The 13,743-nt window shown below is 65.8% G+C and carries 12 protein-coding genes; 11 read left to right on the top strand and 1 reads right to left on the bottom strand.

The genetic code is table 11. The features are described from left to right. Positions 1-96 precede the first annotated feature (96 nt). From MKD49_RS23640 to MKD49_RS23615, 6 genes are read left to right on the top strand one after another with little or no spacing between them, the layout of a single operon-like run. Positions 97-711, top strand: a complete 615-nt coding sequence (locus MKD49_RS23640; protein ID WP_121037236.1) for a CDP-alcohol phosphatidyltransferase family protein — start codon at positions 97-99, stop codon at positions 709-711. Continuing rightward, positions 708-2,459, top strand: coding sequence for a bifunctional alpha/beta hydrolase/class I SAM-dependent methyltransferase (locus tag MKD49_RS23635; RefSeq protein ID WP_252697534.1), 1,752 nt, complete (start codon positions 708-710; stop codon positions 2,457-2,459). The genes MKD49_RS23640 and MKD49_RS23635 overlap by 4 nt, the downstream gene beginning before the upstream one ends. Beyond that, positions 2,456-3,814: a phosphatase PAP2/dual specificity phosphatase family protein gene (locus tag MKD49_RS23630; RefSeq protein ID WP_252697533.1), complete on the top strand. Its 1,359-nt coding sequence runs from the start codon at positions 2,456-2,458 to the stop codon at positions 3,812-3,814. The genes MKD49_RS23635 and MKD49_RS23630 overlap by 4 nt, the downstream gene beginning before the upstream one ends. Beyond that, positions 3,807-4,337, top strand: coding sequence for a hypothetical protein (locus MKD49_RS23625; RefSeq protein WP_252697532.1), 531 nt, complete (start codon positions 3,807-3,809; stop codon positions 4,335-4,337). Before MKD49_RS23630 ends, MKD49_RS23625 begins: the two co-directional genes overlap by 8 nt. Before the next feature lie 20 nt (positions 4,338-4,357). Beyond that, positions 4,358-4,978 carry a 1-acyl-sn-glycerol-3-phosphate acyltransferase gene (locus tag MKD49_RS23620; protein ID WP_084320412.1) on the top strand — a complete coding sequence of 207 codons (621 nt, stop codon included), beginning with the start codon at positions 4,358-4,360 and terminating at the stop codon, positions 4,976-4,978. Positions 4,979-4,994: 16 nt separating this feature from the next. Then, positions 4,995-5,936 (top strand): phosphatidate cytidylyltransferase, encoded by a 942-nt coding sequence (locus MKD49_RS23615; RefSeq protein WP_121037242.1) that lies wholly within the window; start codon positions 4,995-4,997, stop codon positions 5,934-5,936. Positions 5,937-5,966: 30 nt separating this feature from the next. Here MKD49_RS23615 and MKD49_RS23610 read toward each other — a convergent pair whose 3' ends face one another. Further along, positions 5,967-7,973, bottom strand: coding sequence for an OPT family oligopeptide transporter (locus MKD49_RS23610; RefSeq protein ID WP_034334977.1), 2,007 nt, complete (start codon positions 7,971-7,973; stop codon positions 5,967-5,969). Between the two features lie 140 nt (positions 7,974-8,113). On the opposite strand from MKD49_RS23610, the gene MKD49_RS23605 reads away from it, so the two are divergent. From MKD49_RS23605 to MKD49_RS23585, 5 genes are all read left to right on the top strand, one after another. Beyond that, positions 8,114-8,641: a hypothetical protein gene (locus tag MKD49_RS23605; RefSeq protein ID WP_252697531.1), complete on the top strand. Its 528-nt coding sequence runs from the start codon at positions 8,114-8,116 to the stop codon at positions 8,639-8,641. Positions 8,642-8,814: 173 nt separating this feature from the next. Then, positions 8,815-9,159 carry a DUF1840 domain-containing protein gene (locus MKD49_RS23600; RefSeq protein ID WP_039790503.1) on the top strand — a complete coding sequence of 115 codons (345 nt, stop codon included), beginning with the start codon at positions 8,815-8,817 and terminating at the stop codon, positions 9,157-9,159. Positions 9,160-9,451: 292 nt separating this feature from the next. Then, positions 9,452-10,771: a 16S rRNA (cytosine(967)-C(5))-methyltransferase RsmB gene (rsmB, locus tag MKD49_RS23595; RefSeq protein WP_252697530.1), complete on the top strand. Its 1,320-nt coding sequence runs from the start codon at positions 9,452-9,454 to the stop codon at positions 10,769-10,771. Next, positions 10,768-11,397 carry a DUF4390 domain-containing protein gene (locus tag MKD49_RS23590; protein WP_232729800.1) on the top strand — a complete coding sequence of 210 codons (630 nt, stop codon included), beginning with the start codon at positions 10,768-10,770 and terminating at the stop codon, positions 11,395-11,397. Before rsmB ends, MKD49_RS23590 begins: the two co-directional genes overlap by 4 nt. Beyond that, positions 11,394-13,670 (top strand): ATP-binding protein, encoded by a 2,277-nt coding sequence (locus MKD49_RS23585; RefSeq protein WP_121037251.1) that lies wholly within the window; start codon positions 11,394-11,396, stop codon positions 13,668-13,670. Before MKD49_RS23590 ends, MKD49_RS23585 begins: the two co-directional genes overlap by 4 nt. Positions 13,671-13,743: the final 73 nt, after the last annotated feature.

Below are 13,743 nucleotides of genomic sequence, written 5' to 3'. Positions count from 1 at the left end.
GCTTCGCCCGATACAACAAATAACAAATCAGAATCGACAACAAGGACGATCCCCCATGCCCTCTTCCCTCCCCGACGACCGTGCGGCAGGTGCCGCATGATCAGCATCTATCAACTCAAACCCCGCTTTCAGGCACTCTTGCGGCCGATGGTGCGTGCCCTGGCCGAGGCCGGCGTGACGGCCAATGCGGTCACCGTGCTGGCCATGCTGGTCTCGCTGGCACTGGGCGCGCTGCTGTTCGTGGCCGGGCCACAGCGGCCGGCGCTGTTCCTGCTGCTGCCGCTGTGGATGTTCCTGCGCATGGCCTTCAATGCCGTCGATGGCATGCTGGCGCGTGAATTCGGGCAGCAGTCGGCGCTGGGGGCCTATCTCAACGAGCTGACCGACGTCGTCTCCGATGCCGCCCTGTACCTGCCCTTTGCGCTGGTGGCCCCGTTTGGCTGGGCCAGCGTGGGCGGAGTGATCTTCCTGTCGGCGGTGTCGGAGATGACCGGGGCGCTCGGCCCCATGGTCGGTGCGCCGCGCCAGTACGACGGCCCCATGGGCAAGAGCGACCGCGCCTTCCTGTTCGGCGCGCTGGGCTTGTGGCTGGGACTGGCCGGCAGCCTCCCGGGCTGGATCTTCTGGGTGCTGCCGCTGGCTGTCGCCGCCATCCTCCTCAATATCGTCAACCGCATCCGCAGCGGCCTGCGCGCCGCCCCCCACCCATGACACGATCCTGCCAGGAACACCAGTTCACCACCCACGACGGCCAATCCCTGTTCTATCGCCGCTGGCCGGCCACCGGCGCGCAGCGGCGGGGCGCTGTCGTCATGTTCCATCGCGGCCACGAGCACGGCGGGCGCATGGAGCATCTGGTCGATGAACTCGGCCTCTCCGATTTCGATTTCTATGCCTGGGATGCGCGCGGCCATGGCCGTTCGCCCGGCCCGCGTGGCTATTCCCCGAGCTTTGCGCACTCGGTGCGGGACGTGCAAACCTTCATCCACCATCTGCGCGACCAGTGGCAGGTGGCCGAGGAAGACATGGCCGTGCTGGCCCAGAGCGTGGGCGCGGTGCTGGTCTCGACCTGGGCGCATGACTACGCGCCCCGCGTACGCTGCCTGGTGCTGGCCTCGCCCGCCTTCAAGGTGAAGCTTTATGTTCCCTTCGCCCGTCCGGGACTGGCCCTGCAGCAGAAGCTGCGTGGCAATTTCTTCGTCAACAGCTATGTCAAGGCGAAGTATCTGACCCACGACCGGCAACGCCAGGCCTCCTACGACAGCGATCCGCTGATCAGCCGTCCGATCTCCGTGAATATCCTGCTGGCGCTGTATGAAGCGGCCGAACGCGTGGTCGCCGATGCCCAGGCCATCACCATTCCCACGCAATTGCTCATATCCGGCGCGGACTGGGTGGTGCACCACGGCCCCCAGCACGATTTCTTCGCACGCCTGGGCACACCAGTGAAGGAAAAGCACGTCCTCCCCGGCTTCTATCACGACACCTTCGGCGAGAAGGACCGCAAGATCGCCACCGACCTGGCGCGTGAATTCATCCTGCGTCAATTCTCCCAAGCCTGGGCCCGTCCGGACCTGCGCCAGTCGCACCGCCAGGGCCCGACCTTCGAGGAGTCGCGCCAGCTGTCCGCGCCGCTGCCCGCTCTCAGCCCCAAGGGGCTGTACTGGGCCGGTTACCGCGCCAACATGAAGCTGGGCGGCCTGCTCTCCAAGGGCGTGGCGCTCGGACATCGTACCGGTTTTGATTCGGGCAGCACGCTCGATTACGTCTACCGCAACACGCCCGAAGGCGTCGGTGCGCTGGGCCGCGCCATCGATCGCCAGTATCTGGACGCGATCGGCTGGAAAGGCATCCGCCAGCGCAAGCTGCATGTGGAAGAATTGCTGCGCACGGCCCTGGCCCGCCTGCAGGCCGAGGGACAGCCGCTGCACGTGCTTGACATCGCCGCCGGCCATGGCCGCTACGTGCTGGAAGCGCTGGGCCAGGGACCGCGTCCCCACTCCATCCTGCTGCGCGACTACAGCGAACTGAATGTGCAGCAAGGCACGGCGCTGATTGCCGACAAGGGCCTCGCCGACATCGCCCGCTTCGTGCAGGGAGACGCCTTCGACCGCGCCAGCCTGGCCGCCGTCACGCCGCGCCCGACGGTGGGCATCGTCTCCGGCCTGTACGAACTGTTCCCGGACAATGACGCCGTGGCCACCTCCCTGGCCGGACTGGCCGATGCCATCGCGCCGGGTGGCTATCTGGTCTACACCGGCCAGCCCTGGCATCCGCAACTGGAACTGATCGCCCGCGCCCTGACCAGCCATCGCGGCGGCCAGGCCTGGGTCATGCGCCGCCGCACGCAAGCCGAGATGGACCAGTTGGTGGCCGAAGCGGGGTTCGAGAAGATCGAACAGCGCATCGACCAGTGGGGCATCTTTACCGTCTCGCTGGCCCGGCGCAAGGCCGCATGAGCCAGGCCGACCGCCTGCTGCCCGCGGCAGCACCGGCCACGCCGCTGCCGTGGAAGCGCGGCGTGGCCTGGCTGCTGTTGCTGGGGCCGCTGTTCTTCCTCAGCTATGGCTTCGCCAACCATGCAGCCGCCGCGCGCGCCAGCGTGCCCAGCTTCTTCTATGGCTGGGAGCGTCATATTCCCTTCCTGCCCTGGACCATCCTGCCCTATTGGTCCATCGACCTGCTCTACGGATTTTCCTTCCTGTGCTGCCGCACCCCGCGCGAGACCGATCGCCACGCGCTGCGGCTGCTGACGACGCAGCTGATCGCGGTGGCCTGCTTCCTGGCCTTTCCGCTGCGCTTTGCCTTCGTGCGGCCGGCCACCGACGGACTGTTTGGCGCGCTCTTCGCCTCGCTGGCGGCCTTCGACCTGCCCTTCAACCAAGCCCCCTCGCTGCATATCGCACTGCTGGTGCTGATCTGGGTCCAGTTCGCCCGGCTGCGCACGCACTGGTTCTGGCAGCTGGTCATCCATGGCTGGGCGCTGCTGATCGGCCTGTCCGTGCTGACGACCTGGCAGCATCACTTCATTGATATCCCGACCGGTGCCATGCTGGGCCTGTTCTGCCTGTGGCTGTGGCCGGATGAGGGAGGTACGCCGCTGCGCCGCAGCGGCCAGCGCAGTGCGCGACGCATGCGTCTGGCGCTGGCCTACGCGCTGGGAGCCTTGCTGGCACTGGCGCTGGCGATTCTCGTGCGCGCCCTGGCCGCCCCGCTAGGCTGGCTGGCCTTGTCCTTGGCCATCGTGGCGTGGAATTACGCCCATGCCGGTGCCGCCGGTTTCCAGAAGCACGACGGCCGCCGGTCGCTGGCCGTCACCTGGTTGCTGGCTCCACATGTATTGGGTGCCTGGATCAATGCCCGCCTGTGGACCCGCCGCCGTCCGCAGCCAGATCCCATCACCGGGGATGTCTGGCTGGGCCGCTTGCCAAGCGCTGCCGAGCTGCGCGCCAGCCCGTTCGCCGCCCTGTGCGACCTCTGCGCCGAACTGCCCGCCCCGCGCGGTCCGTGGGCTTATGCCGGCCATGCCTGGCTGGACCTGGTCGCCCCCGACGCCGACCAATTGCTGGCGGCCGCCCGCAGCATCGAATCGCTGCGCAGCCATGGACCCGTGCTGGTGGCCTGTGCGCTGGGCTATTCGCGCAGCGCTGCTGCAGTGGCGACCTGGCTGTGCCTGAGCGGACGCTGTCCCGACATGGACTCTGCTCTCGCGCTATTGGCCGAACGCCGCCCCACGGTGGTCATCAACGCCGCGCTGCGGGAACGCCTGCGGGAGGTCGAGCAGCAGTTGCTGAAGGGAGAACGCCATGTCTGACCTGCGCCAAGGATCCGGCAGCGATGCCGCCAACGATGCCGCTCATCAAGGCCTCCCGCCTGAAAACGCCCCAGCTGCGCAGCAGGCAGCCCACCAGGCCGACATTGCCCTGGCAATCCTGGCCGTGAGCCGTCCGCTGGACAACACCAGCCGCCTGCTCAGCCTCTGCGCGCTGGTCCTGCTGGTCTTGCATCCAGGCGGCCCTGCAGTCTGGGCTGCGCTGGCGCTGTCCATCGTGTTCGGGATCGCCGAATGCAGTTTCGCGCTGCGCTGCGCCTTCGATGTCCCCATCTTCACCTCATGGGCGCGCCGCTGGCACCAGGGAAATCCACCGCAGGACGATCTGGCTGCCTTTGACCTGGCCCTCGCAGACAGCGGTCTTTGGCCCAAAGCCGGTGCGGCGCCGCGCCCGCTGGCGCAACGCATCGCCGGGGTACGCCGCCTGGTGAAGAATCAGGTCCGATACCTGGCTTTGCAGGTGGTGGCCTGGGTGGTCACCCTGGCGTTACTGTTCCTTTCCTGATCCTTGAAAACTGAATTTGTATGCTGATCGACCGCCTCTTCGCCTCCGCCATCTGCACCTTCGCCCGCGTCCTCACGGGCGTGCGCGCCCGCTGGTTTGCCGCGCCCGATCCCGGCAAGCTGCGTGTCTACTATCCCAACCACCGCAGCCACGGTGATTTCGTGCTGGTCTGGAGCATGCTGCCGCGCGCCATGCGCAAGCGCACCCGGCCAGTGGCCGGCTCGGACTACTGGCTCAGCAGTGCCGTGCGGCGCTATGTGATCAATCGGGTCTTCCGGGGTGTACTGGTGGACCGCCAGGCTGGCCGCAGCGCCGATCCCATCGGCGTGATGGGCCAGGTGCTGGCCGGTGGTGAATCGCTGATCCTGTTCCCGGAAGGCACGCGCAACCTGGACGAGGGCCTGCTGCCCTTCAAGAGCGGCCTGTATCACCTGGCCTGCGCGCATCCGGAAGTGGAACTGGTGCCGGTGTGGATCGAGAACCTCGGCCGGGCCATGCCCAAAGGCCATCTGGTGCCGCTGCCGCTGCTCTGCACCCTCAGCTTCGGCGAGCCCTTGATGCTGCGCCCCGACGAAAGCAAGGAACAATTCCTGGCCCGCACCCGCCAGGCCCTGCTCGCCCTGGCCCCCGTGGCCGAATGATCCGCGACGAACGACCATGACTCCTCAAGATACCCTCATCGCCCTGTTTGGCGGCGTGTTCGCCGTCCTCGCCCTGGCCAGTTCGGTTGGTGGCCTGCTGCGCTGGCGGCTGGCCGGACGCAGCAGCAGCGTCATCGACAATCTCAATGCCCGCATCAAGGCCTGGTGGTGGATGATCGGCGCGCTGGCCATCGCGTTCTGGATCGGCAAGACCGGCGTGGTGGTGCTGTTTGCCTTCATCTCGCTGCAGGCGCTGCGTGAATTCATTTCCGTCACCTACACCCGCGTGGGCGACCATCGGGCGCTGCTGTGGTGCTTCTTCGTGTTCCTGCCGCTGCAGTACGTGCTCATCGGGATGGACTGGTATGGCCTGTTCTCCATCCTGATCCCGGTCTACGCCTTCCTGCTGCTGCCGATCTCGGCCTCGCTCTCCACCGATACCAAGCATTTCCTGGAGCGTGCGGCCAAGGTGCAGTGGGGGCTGATGATCTGCGTCTACTGCATCTCGCACGTGCCGGCCCTGCTGACGCTGCCCATCGAGGGCTTCGAAGGCCGCAACCTGCAACTCATCGTGTTCCTGGTGCTGACGGTGCAATCCAGTGATGTGTTCCAGTACGTGTGGGGCAAGCTGTTCGGCAAGCGCAAGCTGGCCCCGCAGATTTCACCTTCCAAGACGCTGGAAGGCTTGGTCGGGGGCGTGCTGACGTCCACCGCCGTCGGGGCAGCGCTGTACTGGATCACGCCTTTCAATGTGTGGCAGGCGGCGCTGGTGGCGCTGACCATCAACATTCTGGGCTTCTTCGGGGGATTCGTGCTGTCGGCGATCAAGCGTGACCGCGGACTCAAGGACTGGGGTGCCATGATCGAAGGCCATGGCGGCATGCTGGACCGGGTCGATTCGATCAGTTTCTCGGCACCGATTTTCTTTCATATCCTGCGCTACTGGTGGGTGCACTGAAGCACCACCAGCAGCGCATTCCCGCTAACGTCAACGTGACGGCAGGATGCGGCGCGCAAACGCGATCAGCACCAGCACCAGCGCAACCAGGCCCAGCCACTGCCCGGTCGATTCAAACGCCCCCGACACCACGGCCAGCGGCGCATCCTTGCCGGTAAAGCCGATGATGGCGGCCAGCAGCACACCCACCAGGCTTTCCCCCACGATCAGGCCTGAGGCCACCAGGATGCCGCGCTGGCGCGGCTTGTCGGCATAGGCTTCCAGATCCGCACCGGCGGCCAGTGCCCGGCGGCGCAGTGCGCGTTCGATCAGCCAGCCCAGGACCGCCCCCAGGAACAGGGCGCTGCTGACCATCGGCGGCAGGTAGATGCCGATGCCCACGGCCAGTACCGGCAAGCGCGCCACGCCGCCCCGGCGGGCCAGCAGCCAGTCGATCACGATGAGCACGATGCCCAGTGCCACGCCGACACCCAGCATGGTCCAGTTCAGCTCGCGGGTGAAGATACCGGTGGCAATGGCCGTCATCAGGGTCGCCTGCGGAGCCGCCAGGGCCTGGGCTGCATCCATGCCCGCGCGCGGCAGGGCACCGGTGAAGCCATAGGCGTTGTAGAGCAGGTTCAGCACCGGCGGGATGATGAGCGCGCCCACCACGCAACCGACCAGCAGCGCCACCTGCTGGCGCCAGGGGGTGGCGCCGACCAGTTGGCCGGTCTTCAAGTCTTGCAGGTTGTCATTGGCGATGGCCGCCACCGCAATGATGGCCGCGGTGACGAACAGCGCCACCGCGATGGCCAGCTTGCTGCCTTCGGGCGTGGCCAGCAGCGGATCGACTGCGCCCGAGACCAGCAGCAGGACCGACACCAGGATCACGGCCACGATGCCGATACCCGAGATCGGGCTGGAGGAGGAGCCGATCAGCCCGGCCATGTAGCCGCAAGCCGCCGCCACCAGGAAGCCGAAGATGAAGGCAAACACCACCGCATAGACGATCAGCCCGATGAACAGCGCAGGCGACACCGGTGCTTCGGACAGGAAGGACGCGAACACCACCGCCAGCAGCGCAATCATGGCCAGGCTGATGACGATGATCCAGCGCGGCGACATATCCTGGTCGGTGCGCTCGGTGCTGCCCTGCTGACGGCGCGAGAGCGTCGACAGCGAGGCCTTCACGCCTTCCAGCATGGGCTTGAAAAGGGTGGCCAGGGTCCACACTGCAGCCACGCCGATCATGCCGGCACCGATGAAGCGTACCTGGCTCTTCCACAATCCGTTGGCAAAGTCCGACAGGGCGACATCGGCCGCATGCGGGGTGACGGCGGTGAGATAAGGCACGGCCACACCCCAGGCGATTACCAGGCCGATCAGGATGGCGATGCCGGAGACGATGCCAATCATGTAACCCGCGCCCACCAGGGCCAGCGAGAAGCCCATGGTCAGGCGGACCACCGAAGCACCGGCGGTGAACCAGAGGCTGATGCTTTCGGCAAACAGCTTCAGTCCGCTGGCGATCACGCTGAAGGCTGCTGCAATTGTGCCGCCGAAGAGGATGTCACGCAGACCGCGCCGGGTTTCCTCGCCGCCCTCGGCGTCGGCGCTGCCCACGCGCAGGATCTCCGCGGCCGCCACGCCTTCCGGATAGGGCAGCGCGCTCTGCACCACCATCACCCGGCGCAGCGGGATGGAGAACATCACCCCCAGCATGCCGCCGGCGGCGCAGATGCCCAGCGTCTGCAGGAAGGGGAAGCCCTGCCAGTGGCCCATCATCACCAGGCCGGGCAGGATGAAGATGATGGAGGAGAGCGTGCCGGCCGCCGAGGCCTGGGTCTGCACCATGTTGTTTTCCAGGATGTTGGCATTGGAAAACAGGCGCAAGACCGCCATCGAGATCACCGCTGCGGGGATCGCCGAGGAAAAGGTCAGGCCGACCTTCAGCCCGAGATACACGTTGGAAGCGGTGAAGACCACCGTGATGAGCGCGCCCAGCAGCATCCCGCGCAGGGTCAGTTCCGGCAGGCCGGTTTGGTTATCTTGGTTCATATCGGGAAAGGGTTCCGTTTCGATGCGTTCTTATACCGCAAGAATTGCCGTACGGCCATCGGACAATCGCGCTATTTGCTTCATATGTGCCTCAAACCGGCTTTGATATGATGCCCCTCTCCCCGTTCCGGACCCTTCCCATGCGCCGCCTTCGTCCTGCCCTGCTGTTGCTGTCCTTGGCCTGCCTGTGCCTGGCGGCCTGCTCTCCGCGCTACAACTGGCGTGAAGCCAGCGACAACGGCGCACATTTCGTGGTGCTCCTGCCCGCCAAGCCGGCCAGCGTGACGCGCCCGGTCGACCTGGACGGCCCCAAGGTCGACATGAGCATGACCGCCGCCGAAGTCGTCGGCCTCACCTTCGCCGTGGGAACGGCCGAACTGCCCGATGCGGCCGCGGCCAACCGGGCGCTGGAGGCAATGCGCACCGCCCTGCTCAACAACATCGGCGGCCAGCCGCAGGGCACGCCGGTGTGGCCGGGCAAGACCACGGGCCTGGCGCGCACGCTGGACCTGGACGCGCGGGGCGTGTCCCGCGGCCGCCCTCTGCGGCTGGTCGCCCGGCTGGCGGTGCGTGAGCGGCGGGTGTACCAGATTCTCATCGTGGGGGAGCAAAAGGCCTTCACCGAGGAAAATATTGAAACCTTTTTCAGCTCTTTCAAACCAACCTGAGCGGGGCCGAGCCGGATGACAATATTCCGGCTACCGGGGTATTCTTGTCCTGCCTGACTCTCCAAACAGGCATTCCCGCAGAAATGCGGATGCAGTCTGCAGCGCATTTCCAGCGCGCCCGCCTTGGCGGGCCTGCCCCAAAAAACGTTATCAATCAAAGACCCTGAGGAAATATGCTGATTACCTTCAAATCAAAAGCGGCTGCCGATGTGGTGATGTATGAGTCGCACGCCAAACCCATTCTGGACCTGTTGCACAAGGATCCTGCCCGTGGCGTGATCACCGCCGCCGAGGCCGGTGACGCCATCACTCTGCTGGAACAGCAGATCAACGCCAGCAAGTCGCATGAAGCGGCCGAAGCGCTGGCGCGTGACGTCAACGCCCACCACAACGCCGACGTCGACGACCACAACCACGAAAAGATCGAGCCGGTCAGCTTCTCGGCACGCGCCTATCCGCTGCTGGACATGCTGCGCGAAGCCAAGAAGGGCAATTACGACATCCTGTGGGGCGTCTGATGCCTGCAGGAAGCCCGGACGCGTTGCGCTCCTGACACTTCCTGACACTTGATTGCCTGCATCACCCTGACATACCCGCGCCGAACGGCTGCCGCGAACATCCACCGCGGCGGCCGTTTGTCCTTGTCGGGCGGCATTCTGCCGTGCCGGACCGACACTTGCACCACCCAAAATGCATCGCGCAGGTGTGAGCACCATTGGCCGCTGGTACACTGGCGGCCCGCGCCCCTTGCTCCGACCATTGCCGGGTTGCAATACGGGGTGCCGCCTTATCTTCCGAGCCAGCAAAGACGTGATCCAGATTTCTCTCCTCCCTCCCGGTGCCAAGGCCGATTCCCTGGGCTATCAGCTGGCCTATGCCGCCCAGGCCGTGGCCGCCGTACGCGCCGGCCACGCCCTGCCGCAGGCACTGGCGCAGATCTTCTCCCGCAGCGACGCCCCGCCGTCGGCACGCGGTGCCATCCAGGACCTGAGCTATCGCGCCATGCGCAGCCTGGGGCTGAGCGACAGCCTGCTGGGCCTGCTGGCCAACAAGCCACCGCAACCGGAGGTCCTGCACGGCCTGCTGGTGACGGCCCTGGCACTGCTGGTCAATGAAGAAGACGCGGGCTACGACAGCTTCACCGTGGTGGACCAGGCCGTCGAGGCCGCCGCCATCAGCCAGGAGATGAGTTTCGCCAAGGGCGTGGTCAATGCCATCCTGCGCCGCTTCCTGCGCGAACGCGCGACGCTCATGCCGCAGGCCACCAAGACCCCGCCTGGCACCTGGAATTATCCGACCTGGTGGATCGACCGCCTCAAGGGCGCCTATCCCGAGCAGTGGCAGGCCATCCTGCACGCCGGCAACCAGCCACCGCCGCTGACCCTGCGCGTGAACCGCCGCCGCGCCAGCGTGGAACAGTACCTGTCCACCCTGCAGCAGGCCGGCATCGGCGCACGCGCCGTCGGGCCCTACGCGGTGCGGCTGGACAAGCCGGTCCCGGTGCAACAGATCCCCGGCTTTGCCGAGGGCGTGGTCTCGGTGCAGGATGCGGCGGCCCAACTGGCCGCGCCGCTGCTGGAGGTAGCTGATGGCATGCGCGTGCTCGATGCCTGCGCCGCGCCGGGCGGCAAGACCGGCCACCTGCTGGAACTGGCCGACATCGAACTGCAGGCGCTGGACCACGATCCGCGCCGCCTGCAGCGCATCGCCGAAAACCTGGACCGTCTGCAGCTCAAGGCGCAACTGATCACCGGCGATGCCCGGGAAGATGGCTGGTGGGATGGCCAGGGCTTCGACCGCATCCTGGCTGACGTGCCCTGTACCGCCTCCGGCATCGTGCGGCGCCACCCGGATATCCGCTGGCTGCGCCGCAAGACCGACACCGCGCAGCTTGCAACACTTTCCGCGCAAATTTTGGACAAGCTTTGGCAGATGCTGCGACCGGATGGTAAATTGCTGCTCGTAACCTGCTCGCTGTGGCCCCAGGAATCGGAGCAGCAAGCGATCGCCTTCGCGCAGAAAAACCATGCCATCCGGCTGCCCGCTCCAGGTCAACTGCTGCCGACCGCCGGTGCCGATGCCGATCACGATGGCCTGTTCTATGCGCTGTTCCAAAAACCTGGTGCATGAATTTGACGCAATCGGCCCCCTTCCCCACTTCCACGTCCGCACGCCCGCGCGATGCCGGCTTCCCGCGGCTGCTGCGCGCGGCGCTGCAATGGCTGCTGGCGCTGCTGCTGGCCTGTTCCGCTCTGGCCGTCCAGGCCGCTGAAATCACCGTCAACCAGGCCGCCATCGAAGCCAGCGACGAAGGCTACCGGCTCTCGGTGTCCTATGACTTCGAATTGAATCGCGGCCTGGAAGATGCGCTCTCGCGCGGCGTGCCCCTGTACTTCACCACCGAGGTACAGCTGACCCGGCGGCGCTGGTACTGGTTCGACGAGACCAGCGTCTCGGCGTCACGCACCCTGCGCCTGTCCTACAACGTGCTGACGCGGCAATATCACACCGCCATCAGCGGCCAGCTGCAGCAGAGCTTCACCAACTTGGATGACGCACTGACCCTGATCCGCCGTCCGCCGCGCTGGATCATCGCCGACAACAATACGCTCAAGGCCGGCGAGACCTATCATGTCGGCCTGCGCATGCGGCTGGACGTGGCGCAGCTGCCCAAGCCCTTCCAGGTCAACGCGCTCAACAACAATGACTGGCGGCTGTCGTCCGACTGGATCGAATTCAACTACAAACCCGAATGAGCCGCACCTTACGCTATCTGCTGGTGGTCGGCGGGGGCGTCATCAGTGTCCTGCTGTTCCTGCTGGCGTCGGCCTCCGAGAATTCCGCCCTCTTCGAGCAGCACTATCCGTGGCTGCTGTTCCTCAACGGCCTGGCGGCCATTTCGCTGCTGGGCCTGGTGCTGCTGCTGCTGGGCCGGCTCTACAAACGCTACCGGCGCGGCAAGTTCGGCTCCAAGCTGCTGGCGCGGCTGGTGCTGATGTTTGCCCTGGTGGGCATCGTGCCGGGGGCGGTGATCTATCTGATGTCGGTGCAGTTCGTGTCGCGCTCCATCGAATCCTGGTTCGACGTGCGCATGGAAGCGGCGCTGGAATCGGGCCTGAACCTGGGCCGCAATGCACTGGACTCCTCGCTGTCGGACCTGGTCTCGCGGGCGCGCGGCATGGCCCAGGAGCTCTCCGACATGAGCGACTCCGAACAGGTGACCTACCTTTCGCGCCAGCGCGACCAGAACATGGAGATCACCATCGTCAACGCCAATGGCCAGGTGATGAGTACGGTCGGCGGCTCCATCGGCTCGCTCACGCCCATCCTGCCCAGCAGCCAGGCGATGCGCCAGGCGCGGGTCTCGCGTGCCTTCTCGGCGGTGGAAAGCGATGACACCCGCCCCCCCAGCGGCTCCGATACCGACGGCAACCTGCGGCTGCACGTGGTGGTGCTGGTTCCGGCTCCCAGCCGCGGATTGTCGCTGCAGAATGAAACGCGCTACCTGCAGATCCTGCAGCCGGTCCCGGATTATCTGGCCACCAATGCCGAGACGCTGCGCCTGGCCTACAACGAGTACCAGCAACGTTCCGTGTCGCGCTCGGGCCTGCGCAAGATCTACCTGGTGACGCTGACCCTGACCCTGCTGCTGGCCATTTTCGCCGCCATCGCCAGCGCCTTCCTGATCGCCAGCGACCTCGCCAAGCCACTGCTGCTGCTGGCCGAAGGTACCAAGGCGGTGGCCGAAGGCAACCTCTCGCCGCGCCCCATCGTCAGTACCTCGGATGAGCTGGGCACGCTGACCCAATCCTTCAACACCATGACGCGCCAGCTGCTGGAAGCGCGCACCTCGGTCGAAAAGAACCGGGCCGAACTGGAAAACGCCAAGGCCTATCTGGAATCGGTGCTGGCCAACATGTCGGCCGGGGTGATGGTGCTGGACGGGCAATTCAACATCGTCAGCGCCAATGATTCAGTGCGCCGCATCCTGGGCTACGACTTCTCGGCCAACATCGGCACGCCGCTGCAAACCATCGACAGCCAGGCACCGTTTGCCCAGGCCGTCATCCGCGCCTTCTCCGAACAGCTGGCCCAGCACAGCAGCGAAGGGGCCGACGGCCTGCACTGGCAGCGGCAGTTCGAACTGTCGCGCCAGCCCGGCGCGGTGCTGGATGCCGGTGACGAGCAAGGCGGCAAGCCCGACCATGACAAGCTGACCTTGCTGGCGCGTGGCTCGCACCTGCCGGTGGAAAACGGCGTCGGCTACGTGGTGGTGTTCGATGACATCAGCAACGTCATCTCGGCCCAGCGCTCGATTGCGTGGGGTGAGGTGGCGCGCCGCCTGGCGCACGAGATCAAGAATCCGCTGACCCCCATCCAGCTCTCGGCCGAACGCCTGCAGCATCGCCTGGCCGACAAGCTCATGCCGGCCGATGCCGCCATCCTCGACAAGGGCACCACCACCATCGTCAACCAGGTCACGGCCATGAAGCGCATGGTCGACGACTTCCGCGACTACGCCAAGACCCCGCCGGCCAAGCCGGTGGCGCTCGATCTGAATGCCCTGATCGAGGAAATCCTCAACCTCTACCTGGCCGGCGATGGCCGCGACGTGATCCATGCGCGCTTGGCCCCGGTAATGAGCAAGGTCATGGGCGACGCCACCCAGATGCGCCAGGTCATCCACAACCTGCTGCAGAATGCCCAGGATGCCGTGACCGATGACGGCCAAAGCGCGCCGCGCATCGACGTGCTGACCGAACAGATCGACATCGCCGGCACCGACGGCCAGCGCCGGCCGGCCGTGCGTTTGTCGATCATGGATAACGGTCCCGGTTTCTCGCCGACCATCCTGGCGCGTGCCTTCGAACCCTACGTCACTTCCAAGGCCAGAGGGACCGGCCTGGGACTGGCGATGGTCAAGAAAATCGTCGAGGAACATGGCGGTCGCATCGATATCCAGAATCGGACCGATGGCCGAGGCGCAAAAATTGTAATTTTGCTGGTAAAGTTAGCACCTATTGATTAAGAGACAGTTTTCTCAGGAAACCGTCCCCAGGGTCAAGATTCGACAGCAAGTCGCCGGGAGGGACCCGGCAGTT

Origin of the sequence: Herbaspirillum sp. WGmk3 (genome assembly GCF_023952535.1) — a bacterium.
Lineage (GTDB): Bacteria > Pseudomonadota > Gammaproteobacteria > Burkholderiales > Burkholderiaceae_D > Herbaspirillum > Herbaspirillum huttiense.
The sequence above is the reverse complement of the archived record's forward strand: the minus strand, read 5'-3'. Positions and strand labels throughout refer to the sequence as shown.